Genomic DNA, 21,233 nt, shown 5'->3' with positions numbered 1-21,233 from the left:
CTCAGGCGGCCGGAATGCCACCGCCCAGTACGACGGAATAGGCCGCGGCGTCGATATTGCCGCCGGAGATCACGCAGACGATATTTCCCGTCAGATCCGGTCGCGAGATCGCGGCGGCAAGGGAGGTGGCCCCTGCCCCCTCGGCGACGATCTTGGCCTTCCGAAACAGTAGCCGCATCGCATCGGTCACCTGGGCGGGGCTGACGGCAATCGCACCGTCGATCAGGTCCCGTGCGACCGGCCAAAGCTGCGGGACCAAGGACGGCGCGCCGATGCTCTTGATGAACGACGGGCGGGTTTCCACCGTCACGATCCGCCCCGCTTCAAGTGCAGCACAGACCGGAGCGGCGCTCTCATCTTCGACCGCAAAGAAGCGCGTCGACCGGGAGCCGGCCTTGACGGCGCTTGCGACCCCTGTGGTCATGCTGCCGCCGCCATAGGGGGTCAGCACCACATCGACGTCGGGCAGATCCTCGACAATTTCCATGCCAATGGAGCCGTTGCCGGCGAGCACCGCCTGATCGGTCACCGGGTTGATGAGTAATTCCAGCGCATTCGGCAGGTCCGCGCCGGTAATGTAATCCCACCAGGCCTCTGCACTCACGAAGCGCACCTCGCCACCAAGCTCGCGCACGCCGTCGATCTTGGTCTGCGGCGCTCCGCGATACATGTAGGCAACCATGGGCACGCCGATGAGGCGCGCGGCCCAGGCCATGCCATAGGCCATGTTGCCGGAACTGGTGACTGCCACGCCGTCACGCAGGTCAGCAACATCGCGCGACAACACGGCGTTCAGCGCAGGGCGAAGCTTGAAGGCGCCGATCGGAGAAAGGGTCTCCAATTTCAGATAGATTTGCCGGTCGGCAAGCCCGAGGTCGAGCCTGACCAGCGGCGTGCGCGCGAAATAGGGGGCGATGCGCGTGCGAGCCTGGGCGATCTCGTCCAAAGTCGGGCGGTGGAGTGCAGTCGTCATAGCCAAGATCTCCCGTTTGCGGCCTTCACGCGTTCAGACACGCGGACTGGAACCTATGAACTGCGGAGAAACTGCGGGCGACGAACCACCCGCAGCCTGCGAAAACATACGGCGAGATCAGGTTACGGCGGACCGAACGGCAAAGCGTGCATCCCGCCACGCGTCAGTCCGCAGGATCTCTTCGAGGATTTCGACCGCCTGCCAGACGTCGGCGTAGCTGACATAGAGCGGCGTGAAGCCGAACCGCATCGTCGACGGCGCACGGAAATCGCCGATGACGCCGCGGGCAATGAGCGCCTGCATGATCTCGTAGCTGTTCGGATGGCTGAACGAGACCTGGCTTCCGCGCTTCGTGCCGTCGCGCGGGCTCTCGAGTTCGAGGCCGTAGGCGCCGCATTTCGCCTCGACGAGCGCGATGAAGAGGTCCGTGAGCCGGATGCTCTTCTCGCGCAGTTGGACTATGTCGACCTCGTCCCAGACGTCGAGCGCGCCTTTCAACGCGCGAAGCGACAGGATCGGCTGCGTTCCGCAAAGGAAGCGGCGAATGCCCTCCCCGGCGGCATAGTGCTTTTCGAAGGCGAAGGGGCGTGCATGGCCCCACCAGCCGCTGAGTGGCTGGCGAATATCGCCGTGGTGATGCCTCGCCGCATAGATGAAGGCGGGCGCCCCGGGCCCGCCGTTCAGGTACTTATAGGTACAGCCGACGGCGAAGTCGACGTTCGCGCTGTCGAGATCGACCGGGAGCGCACCGGCCGTATGGCAGAGATCCCAGATGATCAGCGCGCCGTGCTCGTGCGCCTTGCGCGTCAGCGCCGCCATGTCGCGCAGTTCGCCGGACTTGTAGTTGACATGGTTCACCAGCACCACGGCAACATCGCCGTTGATCATATCCTCGATATCGGGCGCATCGACCCCTTCGAGACGTAGCGAGGCGCCGGGTCGCGTCGAAACCACGCCCTCGGCCATGTAGATGTCGGTCGGGAAGCTGCTGCCTTCACTGACGATGACCAACCGCTCCGGCCTCAGCGCCATGGCGGCGTGGAGAGCCTTGTAGATATTGACCGACGTGGTATCGCAGACGACGGTCTGGCCAGCGGCCGCCCCGATCAGCCGTCCGACGCGGTCACCCAGGGCAAGCGGCATGTCGAACCACCCGGCCGTGTTCCAGCTGCGGATGAGATCCTGGCCCCATTCCTCCGTCGCCGCCTTGCGCAGTTCGTCGAAGGCAGCGGCCGACGCGACGCCGAGGGAGTTGCCGTCGAGATAGATGAGGTTCGACGGCAGGGTGAAGCGCTCGCGCATCGGACGCAGCGCATCGGCGGCATCCATGGCTTCGATCGCGGCGAAATCGGGAACAGCACTCATGAAGACGGTCCTTGGTTATTCGCGAACGGTTTCGCGGGCCGGCGCCGGCCCGCGGCTTCGCTTGAGGCTCGGCAGAGCCAGCATGGCCAGAACGAACAGGCCGGTCGCAAGTTTCAGATCCGGCGGCGGCATGCCGGCCGCCAGGCAGAAGGAAACGAGTTGATAGTAGACGATCGCACCGACGAACGGCGCAGCGAGCTGGCGCAACACGCTCTGCTTGCCGACGATCGCCTCGCCGATCATCAGCGCCGCCAGCCCGTTGATCAGGATGCCGAGGCCCATGTTGACGTCGGCGAACCCTTGCGACTGCACCATCAGCGCGCCGCTTCCTGCCGAAAAGGCACCGGCGAGCCCGACGCCGCCGATCGTCGCCAGCCAGACGTTGATGCCCTGCGCCTCGGCCATATCAGGATTGGCCCCGACGGCGCGAACCGCGGTGCCCTTCTCGGTCCTGAAGAAATGATAGAGCAGGAAGAAGACGACGAGAGCGATCAGGCCGGCGACGACGATCTTGCTTGCCGGAAAGCCCGGCTGCAGACCCGGCGCCCAGTCGAAGACCGTCGGTGCGCCAAAGACCGAGAGGTTCGACCGGCCCATGATGCGCAGATTGATCGAATAGAGCATCGTCATCATCAGGATGCCGGCGAGCAGGGTATGGATGCGGAAGCGCAGATGGATGAACGCCGTGCAGCAGCCGGCAACAAAACCGGCCAGCAGGGCAATGGCAATCGCGGTGAGCGGCGACATGCCGGCTGCCATCAGCACGCCACAGACGCAGCCGCCGAGCGGGAACGCGCCTTCGCTGGTCAGATCCGGGAAGCTCAGCATGCGAAACGGGATCATGATCCCGAGCACGACGAAGGCGAGGATCAGGCTCTGGGCCAGGGTAACGGGGATGAGCGAGATGAAGCTCGCGATGGTGTTTTGAAGAATATCCATGATCGTCAGCTCGCCAGGAACATGCGGTCGGTTTTGACGGAGAAATGGCCAATCAAGTCGGGCACCGTCGTCTGCGCCTTGTCCTTGCCGTCGATTTCCAGGCGCACGCGCCCGGCGTCGAGCATGATGACCTTGTGGCCGTAATCCACGGCATGCTGCATGTTGTGCGTCACCATCAGCGTCGTCAGCTTCAAGGCTTCGACCGCACGGATCGTCGCCTGCATGACGATGTCGGCGGTGCGCGGATCAAGGGCGGCAGTATGCTCGTCGAGCAGCAGCAGTTCGGGCGAGCCGCCGACCGCCATGATCAACGACAGCGATTGCCGTTGCCCCCCGGACAACAGCTCCACCCGCGTGTCGAGACGGTTCTCAAGGCCGAGCCCCAGCAGCGACAGGCGCTCCTTGTAGGAACCGAGCCGCGTCGCGTTCAGTCCGCGCCGCAGGGTGCGCTTGTTGCTGCGCAGCTCGGCGAGCAACATGTTTTCCGCCACCGTCATGCTGGCGGCAGTACCGCGCATCGGGTCCTGGAACACACGCGCAAGCCGCATGGCGCGTTTGTGGACGGGCGTTGCCGTCACGTCGTCGCCATTGATGATGATCTGGCCCGTGTCGAGCACGAGCGCGCCTGAGATGGCATTGAGCATACTGCTCTTGCCGGCACCGTTCGAGCCGATGACGACACCGAATTCGCCCGTTCCAAGGCGCAGGTCGAGACCGTCGAGTGCGGTCTTTTCGTCTGCCTGCCCCTTGTAGAATACCTTGCGGGCCGATCTGATTTCCAGCATTGGCTCCCCCTTCAATTGATGAAGTGACGACGCTCCCCACGCCGTCACTGTTCAGATCATTTGGAGGTCAGTCGACCAGGCAGCCGCAATCGGCGAGCGATGCCGGCACCTCGATCCCGAAGGCAGCCGTCGACTTCTTCGAGATCAGCGGCGCGTGATCCTGATAGCTCGGGCGCGACGGGGCGATCGTCTTTGGATCCTTGCCCTTCAGAATTTCAGCCGCGATCCTGCCGGCATTGACGCCGACCTGCTCGTAGTTGACGGCAAAGCTTGCCGGCACGACGCCATCGCGGACGGCACCGTCATCGGAATTGACGATCGGGATCTGCGCTTGGCGCGCAGCCGCCGAGACCGCCCCGATAGCCGGCTGGAGCAGGTTGGATGCAGGCGTATAGATCACGTCGGCCTTGCCGGCGAACGAAGCAATGCGCTGCTGGATGTCGTTGACGTTGTCGACGCCGACGGCCACGACCTCGAAGCCGGCCGCGGGTGCCGCCTCCTTGATCTTGTCGAGCAGCGCCGTGTCGTTCGCCTCGCCCGGGTTGTACGGCACACCAAAGCGCTTGGCCTCCGGCAGCAGCTTGCGGGTAAAGGCCATGACGGCCGCCACGTCCTGGAGATCCGTCGCCCCGGTCATGCCCTCATCGCCCGCCTCCCAGGACGGAACCAGCTTCGCTGCCACCGGATCGGTGACGGCGGAAAAGACGACTGGGATCCCGGAGCCGGCAAGCGCCTTTTTGGCAATCTGTGAGACGGGTGTGGTGATCGTGTAGATCAGCTTCGGCTGTTCGGCCTGGAGCTTGGCGATCATCTGCGGCACGAGCGAGGCGTCGAAGTTTGTATGGCTCTCGGAGTAGACCACATCGGCACCCTCGACGAAGCCGTTTTCAGAGAGCGCCTTCTTGAAGCCGGCGATCGACGCACTCAGTTGCGGATGCTCGCCGAAATTGGCGATGCCGATACGGATCGGATCCGCGGCCGCCGTTCCCGCTCCCCATGCCAGCGTGCCGGCGACGACCAATCCCGAAAGCCAAATCCTCTTGCTCATGCATCCCTCCCAGAATCTGACGAGCGTTACCGCCCTCCTCGGCGGCGTGCGTGGATGATGGCGAGAGCCAGGCTTCTTGTCAAATAATTATATATATTTTGATCAATGATACCGAACTATATATATTTGTGTCGATCCGATGCCGGCGTTAAGGGAACTTGATGCAAGACCACGAACAGTCGACCAAAACCGAATCGGCCTACCGGCTGCTGCGACGCGACATCCTGGCGACGCGGCTCAAGCCTGGCGCGCCGATGAAATTGAGCGCGCTGCGCGAAAGCTATGGAATCGGCTGGACGCCTCTGAGGGAGGCCTTGTCGCGACTGGAGGCCGAGGGGCTCGTCACGGCGATCAGCAATCGCGGCTTCGCCGTCGCTCCAGTTTCACGCGGCGAACTGGACGACCTCACCCGGGCGCGCCTGATCGTCGAGATGCCGCTGCTCCTCGAGTCGATCGAGAATGGCCACAGTGAATGGGAGTCCGCCGTCGTCACCGCGCACTATCGGCTGTCCCGCTGCAAGATTTCCGTCGAAAACTTCTCCGAAAGCGAGATCGACGAGTGGGACGAAAAGCACGCCGCCTTCCACGCGGCACTGATCGGTGCGTCAAGGTCGAACTGGCTTTCCCGCTTCCAGTCAACGATTTCCGACCAGCTTCGTCGCCACCACCGTTTCCTGAGCCTGGCCCCGACTTTGAGGGCTGCTGCCGGGATGAGCGCGGGATACGAGGAAGCGGTCGCGGCCTTGCAAGACGCCATGGCGATCGAGCATCACACCGAGCTGATGGAGGCGGCACTCGACCGCGACATTGAACGCGCCAGGACGCTGATGGCCGAGCACATCGGCTTTACCGTCAATGTCTATGTTCAATCCGAGGACGGTGGTCGCTCCTTGCCTTCCGGGCGCCAGTCATTGTCGGGGCTTGCGTCCAAATGACGGCGCGCCGCAGCCTGTCCAAGAGCCGGAAACATCTCTAATAAAGGCAAGGCGGCAGGATACGCCTGCAGCTTTGTGAAAGCGGACGTTTGGTATGATGGGTGAAGACAAGTTCGACATCTCTCCGGAATGGGTGGATGGCGAGACCAAGGCGCTCGAGGCTCCGGGCGATCATCGCGCCGAGCTCAGGCTCTGGCTGCGCCTTTTGACCTGTTCGACCTTGGTCGAGAGTGAGGTCCGCCGGCGGCTCCGGGAGGAATTCGACTCGACCCTGCCGCGTTTCGACCTGATGGCCCAGCTCGAGCGCGCGCCTGATGGCATGGTGCTGGGCGAAGTCTCGAAGCGCATGATGGTCTCGCCGGGCAACATAACGGTTCTGGTGGAGCGGCTGACCGAGAGCGGCCACATCAGCCGCACGACGTTGCCTACGGATCGACGCGTGCAGATCATCGCGCTAACACCCTTCGGCCGCGCCGAATTCGAGAAGATGGCAGCAAGGCATGCCGACTGGATCTCCGACCTGTTCGCCGGCCTTGCAGCGAAGGACGGCGGCGTGCTGATGGACGAGCTTGCCAAGCTCAAGCGGTCCATCATTGCCGCGTTGGCCCGGAACACCTGAGGGCGCAGCGCCTTTCTCTACGCCTTCTCCCGAGATCCTCCGAAACAGTTCGCCGCTCGCGCACCGCGCTCCCGACGCAGGTATCGTGGTCACATCTGCCGAAAACAATTTTAAGCTTGAAATTTCTCCGGAACGAGTCCACCCTGCTCCTCGCAGTTCGGGATGACGGTCAAAGACATCTCGACGGCGACACACGCAGCCGGAGCTCGGGAGGAGAACGACATGCGGATCGTCTGTATCGGCGGTGGACCGGCCGGTCTCTATTTCGCGCTGCTGATGAAGCGCCAGCATCCGGAGCATCATGTTACCGTCGTCGAGCGGAATCGCGCCTTCGACACCTTCGGCTGGGGCGTGGTCTTCTCGGATGCGACGATGCAGTCGATGCGCCAGTGGGATCCGGAAACCGCAGAGGCGATCGAGGTCGCCTTCAACCACTGGGACGACATCGAGCTAGTGTTCAAGGGCCGCAAGATCAGGACGACGGGCCACGGCTTCGTCGGCATCGGTCGCAAGAAAATGCTCAACATCCTCCAGGATCGCTGCCTCGCGCTCGGTGTCGAACTCGTTTTCGAGCAGGACGTGGAAAGCGACCAACAGTTCGCCGATGCGGACCTCATCATTGCCTCTGATGGCGTCAACTCCAGGATCCGCAACAGATACGCCGACGTCTTTCGGCCCGACATGGTCGTTCGGCCAAACCGCTATGTCTGGCTCGGCACGGACAAGCGCTTCGACGCCTTCACCTTCGACTTCCAGCGCACAGAACATGGCTGGTTCCAGGCGCATGTCTACCGCTTCGACGAGAACACCTCGACCTTCATCGTCGAGACGACGGATGACGTCTTCCGGGCCCATGGTCTCGACCAAATGGACCAGCAGCAGTCGATCGAGTTCTGCGAAAAGCTCTTTGCCGAGACGCTCGGCGGCCACAAGCTGATGACCAATGCGCGCCATCTGCGTGGCTCCGCCTGGCTGAACTTCGGCCGGCTGATCTGCGAGAAGTGGAGCCACTTCAACGGCAGGAGCCATGTCGTGCTGATGGGGGACAGCGCCCATACCGCCCATTTCGCCATCGGCTCGGGCACCAAGCTTGCGATCGACGATGCCATCGAGCTCACCCGGCAGTTCGATATTCTGGGTCACGACAAGGCCAGGATCCCGGCCGTGCTCGCCGCCTACGAGGAAGTGCGCCGCGTCGATGTCGCCCGCATCCAGAACGCCGCGCGCAATGCCATGGAATGGTTCGAAGTCGTCGGCACGCGCTATGCCGACACGCTGGAGCCCGAGCAGTTCATGTATTCGATGCTGACCCGCTCGCAGCGCATCAGCCACGAAAATCTTCGCCTTCGCGACAGGGACTGGCTCGAAGGTTTCGAGCGCTGGTTCGCCGAACGGGCCGGTGTCGAGCCGGCGGCAAACGGCGCGGTCCCGCCGCCGATGTTCACGCCGTTCAAGCTCCGCGGCCTGACGCTCAGGAATCGCATCGTGGTTTCGCCGATGGCGATGTATTCGGCCACCGACGGTGTGCCAAACGATTTTCATCTGGTGCATCTCGGCGCACGCGCCATGGGAGGTGCTGCTCTCGTCTTTCCCGAAATGACCTGCGTTTCGGCCGACGCCCGCATCACGCCCGGATGCCTGGGGCTCTGGAACGACGACCAGGCGCAAGCCTTTAAGCGCATCGTCGACTTCGTGCACCAGCAGACGCCTGCCAAGATCGGTATCCAGCTCGGCCACGCCGGGCGCAAGGGTGCGACCAAGGTGGCCTGGGAGGGGATCGACCAGCCCTTGAGCGAGGGTGCCTGGCCGCTCATTTCCGCGTCGGCCCTGCCCTACCTCAAGCATTCGGACACGCCACGCGAAATGACCCGGGCCGATATGGACCGCGTCATCGCTGACTTCGTGCAGGCCACTGAGCGGGCCCGCGACCTCGGCTTCGACATTCTCGAACTGCACGTGGCGCACGGCTATCTGCTGTCGAGCTTCCTGTCGCCGCTCACCAACCGGCGCACGGACGAATATGGCGGCGACCATGCGGCCCGCGCCCGCTTCCCGCTCGAGGTGTTCCACGCGGTTCGCAAGGCATGGCCCGAGGACAGACCGATGTCGGTGCGCCTCTCGACGCATGACTGGCACGAGGGCGGCAACACGCCGGAAGATGCAGCAATCTTCGCCCGCCTCTTCAAGGAGGCCGGCACCGACATGATCGACTGCTCCTCCGGCCAGGTGGTGAAAGAAGAAAACCCGGTCTACGGCCGGCTGTTCCAGACGCCGTTTTCCGACAAGATCCGCAACGAGATCCAGGTCCCGACCATCGCGGTCGGGGCGATTTCCGAAGCCGACCACGCCAATTCCATCATCGCCGCCGGCCGTGCCGATCTCTGCGCAATCGCGCGCCCGCATCTGGCGGACCCGTCCTTCGTCATGCACGAGGCGGCGAGGATCGGCTATGACGGCCAGCCCTGGCCGAAGCAGTACCATTCCGCCCGCGCGCAATATGTGAACAACCTGGTGCGTGCGGCAACAGCGGTGGCCAAGCCATGACCAGAAGGCATGCCCTCGTTACAGGTGCGGGAAGCGGCATCGGCAAGGCGATCGCGCTGGCGCTCGCGGCAGACGGCCATATCGTCAGCCTCGCCGGACGGCGCGCGGCACCGCTGGAGGCCGTGCGAGACGAAATCCTCTCGTCGGGCGGACAGGCCTTCCTTTGCGAAGGATTCGACGTAACCGACCCGGTGGCAGTCGAACGCGGTGTCTCAAGCGCGATCGCACGGGCCGGAGAGATCGCTGTTCTCGTCAATTGCGCCGGGGAAGCGCCTTCGGCGCCGTTCGAGAAAACCGATCTCGCGCTCTGGCAGCGGGTGTTGACCATCAACCTGACGGGGGTCTTCCTCGTAACGCAGGCAGCACTTGCCTCGGTGCGCCGTGCCGGCAACGGCCGGATCGTCAATGTCGCGAGCACGGCAGGCCTGACTGGTTATGCTTACGTATCGGCCTATTGCGCATCGAAGCACGGCGTCATCGGCCTGACGCGGGCGCTGGCACTCGAGCTTGCGCGCACCGACGTCACGATCAATGCCGTTTGCCCGGGTTTCACCGACACGCCGCTCATTGACGGCGCGCTCGATACGATCAGCGAAAAGACCGGCCGCTCGCGCGAAGAAGCACGCGCCAGCCTCGCGCGCTCCAATCCGCAAGGGCGGCTGGTGACACCTGGCGAGGTGGCCCACACCGTCTCGTGGCTCGTGTCGGAAAAGGCGAGCGCGATGACCGGCCAGGCCATCGCGGTTGCCGGCGGCGAAGTTCTCGGAGGATAGAGATGACAAACCCGATGCAGGCCAAGAAGCGTGCCTTTAGGGATCACAAGGCGAAGCACTTCCTGTTCGAAACGGATGCCGACGGCCGGGTCGCGACGATCACGCTCAACCGTCCGGAAAAGAAGAACCCGCTGACCTTCGAGAGCTACGAGGAGCTATGCGACCTCTTCCGGTCGCTTGCCCGCGCCAGCGATGTGCGCGCCGTGGTGCTGACCGGCGCCGATGACAATTTTTCCTCCGGCGGCGACGTCTTCGAGATCATCGAGCCGCTCACACGCATGTCGATGCCCGATCTGCTCGATTTCACCCGCATGACCGGCGAGCTGGTGCGCCAGATCCGCGCCTGCCCCCAGCCCGTCATCGCCGCCATCGACGGCATTTGCGCCGGCGCGGGAGCAATCCTGGCGATGGCCTCTGATTTCCGCGTCGCAACACCGGAAGCAAAGACGGCGTTTCTTTTCAGCCGCGTCGGGCTCGCGGGGGCCGACATGGGCGCCTGCGGCATACTTCCCCGCATCATCGGCCAAGGCCGCGCCGGCGAGCTGCTCTTCACCGGCCGAGTGATGACCGCGGCCGAGGGCCATGCCTGGGGCTTCTACAACGCGTTGCACGAGCGCCCGTCGCTGCTTGCCGAGGCCCAGAAGTTCGCACGCACCATCGCCGATGGCCCGTGGTTTGCCCATGCGATGACGAAGAAGATGCTCGACCAGGAATGGGCGATGGGCATCGACCAGCTGATCGAATCGGAAGCCCAGGCCCAGGCGATCTGCATGGCGACCGGCGACTTCCGCCGCGCCTTCGAGGCCTTTGCCGCCAAGGCAAAGCCCGAGTTTAGGGGAAACTGAGCATGAGTTCCCATGCGAAGGCGCCGCATCGGCCGACCCGCGATCATCTCGACTGGCCGTTTTTTGAGGAAGGCCATCGCGCTCTTGCGGCGGAGCTGGACGCGTTCGTAGCCGGCGGCGGCCTGGGCGAGATCGATCACTCAAATGTCGATGCCGCCTGCCGACAGCTAGTGAGCGCTCTCGGCGCCGCAGGCGTGCTTCGCCATTGCGTGCCGAAGGCGTTCGACGGCGCAAGCGACGAGATCGACAGCCGGGCGCTCTGCCTCATCCGCGAAACGCTTGCCTATACCGATGGCCTTGCCGACTTTGCCTTCGCCATGCAGGGGCTCGGCACCGGCGCGATCAGCCTTTCCGGCTCCGATTCGCTGAAGCAGACGGTTCTGCCCAAAGTCGCCCGCGGCGAATGGATTTCAGCCTTTGCGCTTTCCGAGCCCGATGCCGGATCCGATGTCGCGGCGATGGCTTGTGCTGCCCGGCGCGACGGCGACCACTTCGTGCTCGATGGCGAAAAGACCTGGATCTCGAACGGTGGCATCGCCGACGCCTACACGGTCTTTGCCCGCACCGGCGAAGCGCCCGGCACCCGCGGCATTTCCGCTTTCGTGGTCTTCGCCGACACCCCCGGCTTCACGATTGCCGAGCGCATCGAGACGATTGCGCCACATCCGCTCGCCCGGCTTCGCTTCGACAATTGCCGTATCCCGGCGTCACAGCTTCTTGGAAGTCCGGGCGAAGGCTTCAAGATTGCCATGCGCACCCTCGACATCTTCCGCCCTTCCGTCGCCGCGGCCGCTATCGGCTTTGCCCGGAGAGCGCTCGACGAGGCTGTGTCGCATGCGAAAAGCCGCAAGATGTTCGGCGCGACGCTTGCCGATCTACCGACGGCACAAAGCACGCTCGGCGAAATGGCGACCGCAATCGACGCCGCCGCACTTCTGACGTGCCGCACCGCCTGGCAACGCGACGTGCAGAAGCGGCCGACGACCCGCGAAGCCGCAATGGCCAAGATGACGGCAACCGAGAATGCGCAATGGGTGATCGACCAGGCGCTGCAGCTCTTCGGCGGCCGTGGCGTGCGCGTCGGCGAGATCACGGAGCGGCTCTATCGCGAGATCCGGGCGCTGCGCATCTACGAGGGCGCGACCGAGGTTCAAAAGCTCATCATCGGCCGCGAGCTGATGAAGGGCGTAGCAGGATAACGGAGGGTGTCGAGCATGCATGGCTCAAAGGCGTCATTCGACTGGCAGGATCCATTCAACCTGGATGCACAGTTGAGAGAAGAAGAGCGCATGGTGCGCCACACCGCTGAGGGCTACGCCGAAGGCCGGCTTGCCCCCCGTGTGCAGGAGGCGTTCCGCCACGAAAAGACCGATCCGTCGATCTTTGCCGAGATGGGCGAACTCGGCCTGCTCGGCCCCATGGTCTCCGAAGACTATGGCGGGGCGGGACTGAACTATGTGTCCTACGGCCTGATCGCCCGCGAGATCGAACGCATCGACAGCGGCTACCGCTCGATGATGAGCGTCCAGTCTTCCCTGGTGATCGTGCCAATCTACACGTTCGGCAGCGAAGACCAGAAGCGCAAATACCTGCCTGGACTGACTGCCGGAACGAAGATCGGCTGCTTCGGCCTCACCGAACCAGACCACGGCTCCGATCCGGGATCGATGATCACCCGCGCCGTCAGGGTCGATGGCGGCTATCTGCTTTCCGGTTCCAAGACCTGGATCTCCAATGCACCGATCGCCGACGTCTTCGTCGTCTGGGGAAAGACCGCTGATGGCGTTATCCGCGGCTTCATCCTCGAAAAGGGATGGAAGGGCCTGAGCGCACCGGCAATCCATGGCAAGGTGGGCTTGAGGGCCTCGATCACCGGCCAGATCGTCATGGACGAGGTCTTCGTGCCGGAAGAAAACCTGCTGCCCGATGTGACCGGACTGAAGGGTCCCTTCACCTGCCTCAATTCCGCGCGCTTCGGCATCGCCTGGGGTGCGCTCGGCGCGGCCGAATCCTGTTACGAGACGGCACGCCAATACGTCATTGACCGCAAGCAGTTCGGCCGGCCGCTCGCCGCCAACCAACTGATCCAGAAGAAGCTCGCGGACATGGCGACGGAAATTGCCCTTGGCCTGCAGGGGTGCCTGCGCCTCGGACGGATGAAGGACGAAGGCAATCCGCCGGTCGAACTGACGTCGATCCTCAAGCGCAACTCCTGCGGCAAAGCGCTGGAAGTCGCCCGAACCGCGCGCGACATGCTCGGCGGCAACGGCATTTCGGACGAGTTTCCGGTGGCCCGCCACCTCGTCAATCTCGATGTGGTTAACACCTATGAGGGCACGCACGACATCCACGCGCTGATCCTTGGCCGTGCCATCACCGGCATCGCCGCCTTCGCCAATTGAGGTCGGCATCGATGTTCAGGACCAAGAGGCCGCTGCGGTTCGGAGACTGCGATCCCTCAGGGATCGCCTACTTCCCGTCCTATCTCAACATCCTCGTCGGGGTGACCGAGGACTTCTTCGCGTCGCTCGGCTTTCCCTGGAAGGCGATGAACGACGAGCGACGGATCGGCGTGCCGACCGTGCGCCTCGATCTCACCTTCGCGCGTCCGGGCTTTCAGGGCGACGCGCTCGATTTTACCCTCGTGGTCCGACGCATTGGCCGCTCGTCGCTCGACATGGAACATTCGGTTTCCGCCAGGGACACTGTGCTCTGGACGGCTAACCAGCGCGTCGTTGCCACCTCGCTCGACAATCACGCTTCTTTGGCATGGCCGGATGACATCCGCGCCGCACTGACACAACATCTGGAGACGACCAATGCACACCATCCTGCAACCTGAAGGTTGGGCAAAGCCCATCGGCTACGCCAATGGCGTCGCCGCCAAGGGCCGCACTGTTTTCGTCGGTGGCCAGATCGGCTGGAACGAACGCTCCGAGTTCGAGACCGACGATTTCGTCGAGCAGGTGCGCCAGACGCTGAAGAACGTGGTTGCGGTGCTCGCCGCTGGCGGCGCCGAACCGCAGCACATCACTTCGATGACGTGGTACTTCACCGACAAGCAGGAATATGTCGGTAACCTGCGCGGCATCGGCCAGGCCTACCGCGAAACCATCGGCCGGCATTTTCCGGCCATGGCGGCAATGCAGGTGGTCGCGCTGGTCGAAGACCGGGCCAAGATCGAGATCCAGGCCACCGCCGTCATCCCTGATTGAGGCTTGCCGACATGTCCGAGATCCGATTTTCGGCGAGTGTCTCCGCCCTTCATGAAGGCGACGTTCTCGTCGTCACCATAGACAACCCGCCCGTCAACGCCCTCTCTGCGCATGTCAGGTCCGGCCTTATGGCGGCGCTCGACCATGCTGCCGATCTTCCGACGATTGCCGGTCTCGTGATCACCGGTGCGGGCACCACCTTCATTGGCGGGGCTGACATCAAGGAGTTCGGCAAGCCGCCGGTCGAACCGGCACTTCCCGAGGTGATCGACCGCATCGAGAACTTCGACAAGCCGGTCGTCTCTGCCGTGAACGGCGCGGCACTTGGTGGCGGTTGCGAGGTGGCGCTCGCCTGCCACGGCCGCATCGCCAGCGAGAAGGCCTCGTTCGGACTGCCCGAAGTCAAGCTCGGCTTTGTCCCGGGCGCAGGTGGCACGCAACGTCTGCCACGGCTGATCGGCGTGCTTGCGGCCATCGACCTCATCGGCATGGGGCGCACCGTCAAGGCGGAAGAAGCAGAGGCGCTCGGGCTCGCCGACGGTATCACCGCAGATCATCTCGCCGCAGCGCTCGCACTCGTGCGCGAATGCGCCAGGAATCCGCTCCGCCGAACTGGCTTGACCGACGTTCCGGCCACGGACGCCGCTGCCGTAAGCGCCGCGGAAGCGAAAATCCTCGCGAAAGCCCGCGGCCAATCGGCTCCAGTCGAGGCCGTTCGACTGGTCAGGGCCGCGGCTGAGCTGGACCTGGCGGAGGGACTGGCACAAGAACGCGCTACCTTCCTGCGCCTGCGCGATTCCGCCGAATCTGCTGCTCTTCTCCACGTGTTTTTCGCCGAGCGCGCCGCCGGCAAGGTCGAGGGACTCGACAAGGTTTCACCACGAAAGATCGAGACCGTCGCCGTGGTCGGCACCGGGCTGATGGGCGCAGGCATCGCGGTATCAGCCTTGACCGCCGGCTATCGCGTCATCGGCCTGGAACAGACGCAAGAAGCAGCCGACAATGGTCGCGCTCGCATTGCTGGAGTTCTCGACAAATCCGTCCAGTCGGGACGCCTGACGGCGAGCCGGCGCGATGACTGCCTCGCCCGGCTCCAGACGACCATCGAAGCGACAGAACTCGCCACCGCTGATCTCGTTATCGAAGCGGTGTTCGACGACCTCCAGGTCAAGACGGAATTGTTGCAGAGGCTCGATGGCATCGTTGCACCCGGTGCCATTCTCGCGACCAACACGAGCTATCTCGATCCCGATGCGATTGCAGCAGCGACGGCCAATCCGTCGCGGGTGGTGGGATTGCACTTCTTCTCGCCCGCCAACGTCATGCGCCTTGTCGAAGTCGTCGATTGCTCCAAGACAGCGCCTGACGTTCTGGCGACCGCACTTGCCTTCGCGAAGCGTCTCGGCAAGCTGCCCATCGTCTGCGGCGTCACCGAAGGCTTCATCGGCAACCGCATCTTTTCCGCCTATCGCCGTGAGGCGGAGTTCATGCTTGAGGATGGCGCCCTGCCGCAGGAAATCGATGCGGCGCTGGAGGCCTACGGCTTTCCGTTGGGGATCTTCGCCGTCAACGACATGGCCGGACTGGAGATCGCCTGGGCGCGTCGGAAGCGGCTGGCCGCGACCCGAGATCCGTCCGCACGGTATGTCGAAATCGCCGACAGGCTCTGCGAGGCGGGTCGTCTCGGTCGCAAGAGCGGCCGCGGCTGGTACACCTACCCCAATGGCGAGCGCTCCGTCGATCCGCAAGTGACCACGGTAATCGAAGCGGCGCGGGCCGCCAAGAACATCACGCCGCGCCCTTTCACTGCGGAGGAGATCATGAGCCGGCTTCTCAAGGCGATGGACGATGAAGGGATGGCACTGCTGGCCGAAGGCATTGCCGCGCGTCCCGGCGACATCGACCTGGTGATGATCAACGGCTACGGCTTTCCGGCGCACAAGGGTGGGCCAATGTTCGCCGCGCAGCAAGACAAGGATCTGACACCATGAGCGAGGCCTATGTCATTGGTGGCGTCCGCACGCCAATCGGTCGCTACGGCGGCGCCTTGTCGGCGGCGCGGCCCGACGATCTTGCTGCTCACGCAATCCGCGAGGCGCTGGCACGCTTTCCGAGCGTGCCTGCCGAGAGGATTGATGAAGTCGTCCTCGGTTGTGCCAATCAGGCCGGCGAAGACAACCGCAATGTGGCCCGCATGGCCTCGTTGCTTGCGGGACTGCCGGACACGGTTCCCGGAACGACGATCAATCGGCTTTGTGGTTCCGGGCTGGACGCTGTCGGTTACGCCGCGCGCGCCATCCGCCTGGGCGAGGCGGAAATCGTGATTGCCGGCGGCGTCGAAAGCATGTCGCGCGCGCCCTTCGTTATGCCGAAGGCCGGAAGCGCCTTCCAGCGCAGCGCCGAGATATACGACACGACGATCGGTTGGCGATTCGTCAACCCGCTCATGGAAAAACGATACGGCATAGACTCGATGCCTGAGACGGCCGAAAACGTCGCCACGGAATTTTCTGTCTCGCGCGACGATCAGGATGGCTTTGCGCTCCGCAGTCAGGCGCGCGCCGCAGCTGCGCAGAAGAAGGGGCGTTTCGCGCGCGAGATTGCCCCTTACCCGATTAAGGGGCGCAAGGGTGAGACGACACTCGTCGAACAGGACGAGCACCCGCGCGAGACAACCATCGAGAAGCTTGCAAGCCTTCCGACGCCGTTCCGCGCTAACGGTACGGTCACGGCCGGGAATGCTTCGGGCGTCAACGACGGGGCGGCAGCGCTCATTCTTGCTTCCGGCTACGCCGTCGAGCGCTACGACCTCAGGCCGCTTGCGAAGGTCAGCGGTGTTGCAACGGCAGGCGTCGCACCGCGCATCATGGGGATCGGCCCCGTCTTTTCCACCCGCAAACTTCTCGACCGGCACCGCCTCGGCATCGGCGATATCGACATTTTCGAACTAAACGAGGCGTTTGCCGCGCAGTCGCTCGCTTGCATGCGGCAACTCGGCCTCGCCGACGATGCCGCTCGCGTCAATCCCAATGGCGGCGCCATCGCCCTGGGGCATCCGCTCGGCATGTCCGGCGCGCGCCTGGCTTTGACCGCTGCGCTGGAGCTTGAGCTTCGGGACGGCAGGCACGCGATAGCCACAATGTGCATCGGCGTCGGACAGGGCATATCGCTGCTGTTGACGCGCCCTTAGCGGCCGGAGTTCCATATCGCACTGGTGAGGCATCGCCTTCTCTTGGGGCGAGAGCGGCATCGAGTTGGCGTTTGCCTGCTCGAGCGGCGAACGTTCTACCGGGCGCCGCAGTAACTTGGGTATCAGTCGACCGCCCCCACGTTGGAACCTGAAATTGTCGCTAGGCGTCGACAGCGCCGCGCGTCCATTTAGACGCGCAAAGGTCGCTGTAACACTTTGAGTTGCAGCATAATTTTGTCCTTAAATCGATTCCGATTTAAGGAATTATGCAGCAATGCCGGTAGGTGCTCGTCACTCGCCCCGCATGTCATTTGCGCTTCTACACGGCAGGACGATCAGCCCCGATCTGACCGGCTAAGGAGACGCCGCAGGAGATTCCTCGTAACCAACTGGCCTTGTGCTGGAGAAGATGTTCAAGGCAGCGTACTGCAACAGCATGATCGTCTTGCCATCCCGGATTGCACCTGAGCCGATCATCGCAAGCGCCTCGTCAATGCCAACTTCCAATACGGCAATGTCCTCGCCCTCGGCCTCGTTGCCACCACCCGCCGAAGTCTGGTCGCCCGGCTGGTACTCGCCAACGAAGAAGTGCAGCCGCTCCGTTACAGAGCCGGGGCTCATGAACGCGTCGAATACCTGACGTACATCGCGCACGCGGAAGCCCGTCTCCTCTTCCGTTTCTGCGCGGATGCGGGCTTCGGGTTCGGCATTGTCGAGGAGTCCGGCCGGTGCTTCGACAAGGAGGTCGTCATGACCGTTGACGAAGGCGGGATAGCGGAACTGGCGGGTGAGAATCACGGTGCGGCGCCTTGGATCGTAAAGAAGGATCGTCGCACCGTTGCCCCGGTCGTAGGTCTCGCGCGACTGCCGCTGCCAGTTTCCATCGCCACGCTGGAAAGCGAAGTTCGTTTTCTTCAGGACATACCAGTCGTCCGAGAGGACGGTGACATCCTCCACACGAACGCGGTGTGCAATGCTCATGATAGCCTCCTTCATATCTGCAAGGTCGATAGTGGTCATTGCGCCTCTACAGCGGGTCACGATTCGTGCATAATCATGCAACTTCGAATGATTTCGTGCAACAGGTTTGTAACATGCTCACATCAGAGCGCAAGGCGCTGATCCTGAAGGTGTTACGCCAGGACAGCCGCTTGGTGGCGAAGAGTTTCAGTCAGGAGCTTGGGGTGTCCGAAGACACGATCCGACGCGACCTGCGGGAGCTTGCCGGTGAAGGGTTGCTTCAAAGAGTGCATGGTGGAGCTTTACCTGTCTCGCCTGCGGCTGCGGACTTTGATCAACGGGAGAAGCTGGCACCCTCAGCCAAGATCAGGCTTGGGCGCGCGGGCGCGCAGATGGTCCGACCGGGCCAGATCGTATTTCTCGATGGCGGCACGACCAACGTACAGCTGGCACGCCATCTCCCTCTCGATCTCAAGGCAACAATCATCACCCACAGCCCGAACATTGCGGTCGAGCTTGCGCGCCATCCGTCAGTGGAGGTCGAACTCGTCGGGGGACGGCTTTTCAAGCATTCCATCGTGACGGTCGGAGCGGCAAGCGCCGAGGCGATTTCTCGCATTCGCGCCGACACCTATTTCATGGGTGCGACCGGCCTGCATCTGGATGCGTCAGCTCAGATCGATCGGCATCAGCCTTGTGGAAGCTTGAGACGATCTCCCAGCAGACACCCGGACTGGCAGCTTTCAGGGCCAGCTCAACACGCTGGCGCAGACGTCGACCTCGTGACCACATGCGTCGCATGGAAATTCCCCTTGCCCCGTCTGTGAGAGTGGTCGGCTGGCGGCATCCGTTAAGTAAGATCGTTGGGCGGAGAACCCCAAAAGCAGCGTAGTCTTCAGAGAGTGACCTTTTGTTCCCGGTCAGACAACCCCAAGGGCGCGCTGAGTATTTGAGCGAGCAAGGATCGAGAGCTACTGCTAAATGCGGCGAATGGGGGCTGGATACTGCCCGACCAGATCGTCGACCGTTAGCAACGTGATTCCTTCCACGATCGATTGAGCGACCAAGATCCGGTCGAAGGGATCCTTGTGGATGGGTGGCAGCCCATCCACCGCTACTGCGTGTTCGCTGGTAATGGGAAGCTCGTGGTAGCCGTTATCGATCAGGCCTCGGCGCAACAGGCGAGGATCGACGGTAAAGTCCGCGCGGCCAAGCCCGCGCTTGATGGCCACTTCCCAAAGGCTCGCCGCGCTAAACAGCAAATCATTGTCGGCATTCTCGATTTCAGCCAGAGCGGCGGTCGGCAGTTTTTCAGGCTCCCCGGCAGCCCAAAGCAGGAGATGTGTATCCAGCAGGAGTTTCATGCTTCGCCGCCAAACAGTTTCTCGATATCATCGCCAGCCATCCGATCGAAGTCTTCCGGTACGGAAAACTGCCCCGCCATGAATCCGACACGACGGGTTTCGTCGGCTGCGGGAGCCTCGACCGCGACGACCTTCACCATGGGCTTGCCCGATTTGGCGATGATAAAGGACTCGCCTTTGGCTGCTTTTTCGATGAGGCGCGACAAATGCGTCTTAGCCTCGTGAATATTGAAAGTGCGCAAGACCGACCTCAGACTTAGTCTCTTGAACTTAGTTCATTTGCTGTTTGATATCAAGCCTGGCCGTCGCCCTGCCGCATGTCTGCTGGCTGATCGCCTATCCGCTTGCAGGCTGGGCCGGAGCGACCGCCGGATTTCCCATTGCTGCAGCCGCCATGCTCGCGGCGACACGGCCTTGGCCCGCTCATGATCCGGAAGAGATTGAACACATCTATGATGACCTCGCGGAGGACCACCCTCACATCGCCGGAGCCGCGCGCATCGACAACGGGCACAAACACGCCCACGTCTTCGTGATCGACAGCCACCATCCCGAATGGCCGGCGGAGCGGTAGGCAAACGCGCTGCTATCTGGGGACGGCATCGCTCCCGGAAAGGGACAGGATCGCCGCGTCGGCGATTTCCGCAAAGCGGACACTCGGCCCCTGCACCCCGCTGCTTTGCTGGGCGACACGCGCGCCCTCGATCAACAGCAGCAACGTGTCGCAGAGCAGTTCTGCATTGGCGACACCAGCCTTGCGGCAAACCTCCACGACGCGATCGCGTTGCGCATCCTTGAACTTCCGGATCACCGACCTGCCGGGATGGTCCTCGTCCGTCAGCTGGACGGCGGCGCTCATCATTTCGCAGTGGCAATCGTCGTCGCCGAGGTGTTCGGCGATCAGCCGGACCCAGGCCCTGAGCTGCGCCAGCCCGTCGCCGGGGTGGGCGTCCTCGAGCGCCCGCCAGAAGCCGTCCATCTCCATTCCCGCGCGCTGAAGACATTCGACGATGAGTTCGTCCTTCGAATTGAAGTGACGATAGAGCGTCATCTTGTTGCTGCTGGCGGCATCGGCGATGGCGTCGACACCGATCCCGCGAATGCCGTGCCTGCGGAACAGCTCGCGCGCCGCCTCGACGATGCGATCGCGCGGCGAAAGACGTGGTTGCTTGCAGGAATCCGTGGTCATCGCATTCGGCCCGACGTCGTCGGCATGGAAAAACTGGCCCCTTGACGACCCGCTGGCGACCGATAACATGCGCAGATGTTACCGACCAGTAACATTTTCGCCAGCGGCGCATCGAGGAGTGCCGTTTGTCGCGAGGGCTTCCGGGACACGGCGGTAACTGCAGAAAAATTTCTAGCGTAATGTCGGTGGGCGCGGTCGTCGGGCGTCTTTTAGCCAGAGTGCACACCGCACAGACTTATAAGTTTCGATCACGTTCAGGATTTGGGTCGCTCCGGCCCATCGTGATCTCGTGCTGGAGCCTTACAATGCGCATGCTGGATGGGCCGAAGGCGACGAACCGCGCCGCTGACCGAATGGTCGGCGTGGCAGACATCTGCCTACCCGTTTTCGGGATCTCCCGACATGCCGCCAGCATCCCTGCCGCAAACATTCTGCCCTTCGAACGCTCCAGTCGCGGGGCACCTTACCAAAACGACGCACCGTGGACCC

Annotated in this window: 21 protein-coding genes and 1 pseudogene; 13 read left to right on the top strand and 9 right to left on the bottom strand. The window is 63.2% G+C overall.

Going from position 1 to position 21,233, the window contains the following annotated elements:
- Nucleotide 1 precedes the first annotated feature (1 nt).
- From BC360_RS30090 to BC360_RS30070, 5 genes are all read right to left on the bottom strand, one after another.
- Nucleotides 2–973 carry a threonine/serine dehydratase gene (locus BC360_RS30090; RefSeq protein WP_065797944.1) on the bottom strand — a complete coding sequence of 324 codons (972 nt, stop codon included), beginning with the start codon at nucleotides 971–973 and terminating at the stop codon, nucleotides 2–4.
- Between the two features lie 117 nt (nucleotides 974–1,090).
- A complete protein-coding gene (gene kynU / locus BC360_RS30085; protein WP_065797943.1) occupies nucleotides 1,091–2,338 on the bottom strand; it encodes a kynureninase in 1,248 nt (415 codons plus the stop codon).
- 15 nt (nucleotides 2,339–2,353) lie between these two features.
- Complete coding sequence (locus tag BC360_RS30080; protein ID WP_065797942.1) at nucleotides 2,354–3,277, bottom strand: ABC transporter permease; 924 nt, start codon at nucleotides 3,275–3,277, stop codon at nucleotides 2,354–2,356.
- Between the two features lie 5 nt (nucleotides 3,278–3,282).
- Nucleotides 3,283–4,062 (bottom strand): ABC transporter ATP-binding protein, encoded by a 780-nt coding sequence (locus BC360_RS30075; protein ID WP_065797941.1) that lies wholly within the window; start codon nucleotides 4,060–4,062, stop codon nucleotides 3,283–3,285.
- Between the two features lie 67 nt (nucleotides 4,063–4,129).
- Entirely contained in the window at nucleotides 4,130–5,110 is a 981-nt protein-coding gene (locus tag BC360_RS30070) for an ABC transporter substrate-binding protein (RefSeq protein WP_065797940.1), read from the bottom strand.
- 161 nt (nucleotides 5,111–5,271) lie between these two features.
- On the opposite strand from BC360_RS30070, the gene BC360_RS30065 reads away from it, so the two are divergent.
- The 11 genes from BC360_RS30065 to pcaF all read left to right on the top strand — a co-directional run bounded on the left by BC360_RS30065 (nucleotide 5,272) and on the right by pcaF (nucleotide 17,231).
- On the top strand, nucleotides 5,272–6,045 hold the full coding sequence (locus BC360_RS30065) for a GntR family transcriptional regulator (RefSeq protein WP_065797939.1): 774 nt from the start codon (nucleotides 5,272–5,274) through the stop codon (nucleotides 6,043–6,045).
- 94 nt (nucleotides 6,046–6,139) lie between these two features.
- Nucleotides 6,140–6,664: a MarR family winged helix-turn-helix transcriptional regulator gene (locus BC360_RS30060; protein WP_244512995.1), complete on the top strand. Its 525-nt coding sequence runs from the start codon at nucleotides 6,140–6,142 to the stop codon at nucleotides 6,662–6,664.
- A 222-nt stretch (nucleotides 6,665–6,886) separates the two neighbouring features.
- A complete protein-coding gene (locus BC360_RS30055; RefSeq protein ID WP_065797938.1) occupies nucleotides 6,887–9,208 on the top strand; it encodes a bifunctional salicylyl-CoA 5-hydroxylase/oxidoreductase in 2,322 nt (773 codons plus the stop codon).
- Nucleotides 9,205–9,981 (top strand): SDR family NAD(P)-dependent oxidoreductase, encoded by a 777-nt coding sequence (locus tag BC360_RS30050; RefSeq protein WP_065785640.1) that lies wholly within the window; start codon nucleotides 9,205–9,207, stop codon nucleotides 9,979–9,981. Before BC360_RS30055 ends, BC360_RS30050 begins: the two co-directional genes overlap by 4 nt.
- Nucleotides 9,982–9,983: 2 nt before the next feature.
- Nucleotides 9,984–10,826, top strand: coding sequence for an enoyl-CoA hydratase family protein (locus BC360_RS30045; protein ID WP_065797937.1), 843 nt, complete (start codon nucleotides 9,984–9,986; stop codon nucleotides 10,824–10,826).
- Nucleotides 10,827–10,828: 2 nt separating this feature from the next.
- Complete coding sequence (locus tag BC360_RS30040; protein WP_065797936.1) at nucleotides 10,829–12,025, top strand: acyl-CoA dehydrogenase family protein; 1,197 nt, start codon at nucleotides 10,829–10,831, stop codon at nucleotides 12,023–12,025.
- A gap of 15 nt (nucleotides 12,026–12,040) precedes the next feature.
- The gene (locus tag BC360_RS30035; protein ID WP_065797935.1) at nucleotides 12,041–13,228 is read left to right on the top strand and encodes an acyl-CoA dehydrogenase; all 1,188 of its coding nucleotides are present in this window, start codon (nucleotides 12,041–12,043) and stop codon (nucleotides 13,226–13,228) included.
- Between the two features lie 11 nt (nucleotides 13,229–13,239).
- Nucleotides 13,240–13,668: an acyl-CoA thioesterase gene (locus BC360_RS30030; RefSeq protein WP_065785644.1), complete on the top strand. Its 429-nt coding sequence runs from the start codon at nucleotides 13,240–13,242 to the stop codon at nucleotides 13,666–13,668.
- The gene (locus tag BC360_RS30025) at nucleotides 13,646–14,041 is read left to right on the top strand and encodes a RidA family protein (protein WP_065785645.1); all 396 of its coding nucleotides are present in this window, start codon (nucleotides 13,646–13,648) and stop codon (nucleotides 14,039–14,041) included. The genes BC360_RS30030 and BC360_RS30025 overlap by 23 nt, the downstream gene beginning before the upstream one ends.
- 11 nt (nucleotides 14,042–14,052) lie before the next feature.
- Nucleotides 14,053–16,032: a 3-hydroxyacyl-CoA dehydrogenase NAD-binding domain-containing protein gene (locus BC360_RS30020; RefSeq protein ID WP_065797934.1), complete on the top strand. Its 1,980-nt coding sequence runs from the start codon at nucleotides 14,053–14,055 to the stop codon at nucleotides 16,030–16,032.
- Nucleotides 16,029–17,231 (top strand): 3-oxoadipyl-CoA thiolase, encoded by a 1,203-nt coding sequence (gene pcaF, locus BC360_RS30015; RefSeq protein WP_065785647.1) that lies wholly within the window; start codon nucleotides 16,029–16,031, stop codon nucleotides 17,229–17,231. Before BC360_RS30020 ends, pcaF begins: the two co-directional genes overlap by 4 nt.
- 354 nt (nucleotides 17,232–17,585) lie before the next feature.
- On the opposite strand, the gene BC360_RS30010 is transcribed toward pcaF, so the two are convergent.
- Nucleotides 17,586–18,212: an NUDIX domain-containing protein gene (locus BC360_RS30010; protein WP_065798006.1), complete on the bottom strand. Its 627-nt coding sequence runs from the start codon at nucleotides 18,210–18,212 to the stop codon at nucleotides 17,586–17,588.
- A 113-nt stretch (nucleotides 18,213–18,325) separates the two neighbouring features.
- Here BC360_RS30010 and BC360_RS30005 point away from each other — a divergent pair, with 113 nt between their 5' ends.
- Entirely contained in the window at nucleotides 18,326–19,018 is a 693-nt protein-coding gene (locus BC360_RS30005; protein WP_083222791.1) for a DeoR/GlpR family DNA-binding transcription regulator, read from the top strand.
- A gap of 150 nt (nucleotides 19,019–19,168) precedes the next feature.
- On the opposite strand, the gene BC360_RS30000 is transcribed toward BC360_RS30005, so the two are convergent.
- Together BC360_RS30000 and BC360_RS29995 are read right to left on the bottom strand one after the other, a co-directional pair.
- Nucleotides 19,169–19,555, bottom strand: coding sequence for a type II toxin-antitoxin system VapC family toxin (locus BC360_RS30000; protein WP_065784736.1), 387 nt, complete (start codon nucleotides 19,553–19,555; stop codon nucleotides 19,169–19,171).
- Nucleotides 19,552–19,797: a type II toxin-antitoxin system Phd/YefM family antitoxin gene (locus BC360_RS29995; protein WP_065784735.1), complete on the bottom strand. Its 246-nt coding sequence runs from the start codon at nucleotides 19,795–19,797 to the stop codon at nucleotides 19,552–19,554. Before BC360_RS29995 ends, BC360_RS30000 begins: the two co-directional genes overlap by 4 nt.
- Nucleotides 19,798–19,862: 65 nt before the next feature.
- Between BC360_RS29995 and BC360_RS29990 the strand changes: the two are divergent.
- Nucleotides 19,863–20,129 (top strand): annotated as a pseudogene (locus BC360_RS29990) (MFS transporter); the annotation flags it as partial.
- 12 nt (nucleotides 20,130–20,141) lie between these two features.
- Here BC360_RS29990 and BC360_RS29985 read toward each other — a convergent pair.
- Complete coding sequence (locus BC360_RS29985) at nucleotides 20,142–20,744, bottom strand: TetR/AcrR family transcriptional regulator (protein ID WP_065798005.1); 603 nt, start codon at nucleotides 20,742–20,744, stop codon at nucleotides 20,142–20,144.
- Between the last annotated feature and the right edge of the window lie 489 nt (nucleotides 20,745–21,233).

The sequence above is a fragment of the Ensifer sp. LC163 genome, assembly GCF_001695855.1.
Taxonomy (GTDB): domain Bacteria; phylum Pseudomonadota; class Alphaproteobacteria; order Rhizobiales; family Rhizobiaceae; genus Ensifer.
This window is presented reverse-complemented; position numbering and strand designations above follow the sequence as displayed.

Excerpts from the sequence above, each read along its gene's own strand:
- BC360_RS30090 (WP_065797944.1), bottom strand. The coding sequence starts at position 973 with ATGACGACTGCACTCCACCGCCCGACTTTGGACGAGATCGCCCAGGCT.
- kynU (WP_065797943.1), bottom strand. The coding sequence starts at position 2,338 with ATGAGTGCTGTTCCCGATTTCGCCGCGATCGAAGCCATGGATGCCGCC.
- BC360_RS30080 (WP_065797942.1), bottom strand. The coding sequence starts at position 3,277 with ATGGATATTCTTCAAAACACCATCGCGAGCTTCATCTCGCTCATCCCC.
- BC360_RS30075 (WP_065797941.1), bottom strand. The coding sequence starts at position 4,062 with ATGCTGGAAATCAGATCGGCCCGCAAGGTATTCTACAAGGGGCAGGCA.
- BC360_RS30070 (WP_065797940.1), bottom strand. The coding sequence starts at position 5,110 with ATGAGCAAGAGGATTTGGCTTTCGGGATTGGTCGTCGCCGGCACGCTG.
- BC360_RS30065 (WP_065797939.1), top strand. The coding sequence starts at position 5,272 with ATGCAAGACCACGAACAGTCGACCAAAACCGAATCGGCCTACCGGCTG.
- BC360_RS30060 (WP_244512995.1), top strand. The coding sequence starts at position 6,140 with ATGATGGGTGAAGACAAGTTCGACATCTCTCCGGAATGGGTGGATGGC.
- BC360_RS30055 (WP_065797938.1), top strand. The coding sequence starts at position 6,887 with ATGCGGATCGTCTGTATCGGCGGTGGACCGGCCGGTCTCTATTTCGCG.
- BC360_RS30050 (WP_065785640.1), top strand. The coding sequence starts at position 9,205 with ATGACCAGAAGGCATGCCCTCGTTACAGGTGCGGGAAGCGGCATCGGC.
- BC360_RS30045 (WP_065797937.1), top strand. The coding sequence starts at position 9,984 with ATGACAAACCCGATGCAGGCCAAGAAGCGTGCCTTTAGGGATCACAAG.
- BC360_RS30040 (WP_065797936.1), top strand. The coding sequence starts at position 10,829 with ATGAGTTCCCATGCGAAGGCGCCGCATCGGCCGACCCGCGATCATCTC.
- BC360_RS30035 (WP_065797935.1), top strand. The coding sequence starts at position 12,041 with ATGCATGGCTCAAAGGCGTCATTCGACTGGCAGGATCCATTCAACCTG.
- BC360_RS30030 (WP_065785644.1), top strand. The coding sequence starts at position 13,240 with ATGTTCAGGACCAAGAGGCCGCTGCGGTTCGGAGACTGCGATCCCTCA.
- BC360_RS30025 (WP_065785645.1), top strand. The coding sequence starts at position 13,646 with ATGCACACCATCCTGCAACCTGAAGGTTGGGCAAAGCCCATCGGCTAC.
- BC360_RS30020 (WP_065797934.1), top strand. The coding sequence starts at position 14,053 with ATGTCCGAGATCCGATTTTCGGCGAGTGTCTCCGCCCTTCATGAAGGC.
- pcaF (WP_065785647.1), top strand. The coding sequence starts at position 16,029 with ATGAGCGAGGCCTATGTCATTGGTGGCGTCCGCACGCCAATCGGTCGC.
- BC360_RS30010 (WP_065798006.1), bottom strand. The coding sequence starts at position 18,212 with ATGAGCATTGCACACCGCGTTCGTGTGGAGGATGTCACCGTCCTCTCG.
- BC360_RS30005 (WP_083222791.1), top strand. The coding sequence starts at position 18,326 with ATGCTCACATCAGAGCGCAAGGCGCTGATCCTGAAGGTGTTACGCCAG.
- BC360_RS30000 (WP_065784736.1), bottom strand. The coding sequence starts at position 19,555 with ATGAAACTCCTGCTGGATACACATCTCCTGCTTTGGGCTGCCGGGGAG.
- BC360_RS29985 (WP_065798005.1), bottom strand. The coding sequence starts at position 20,744 with ATGACCACGGATTCCTGCAAGCAACCACGTCTTTCGCCGCGCGATCGC.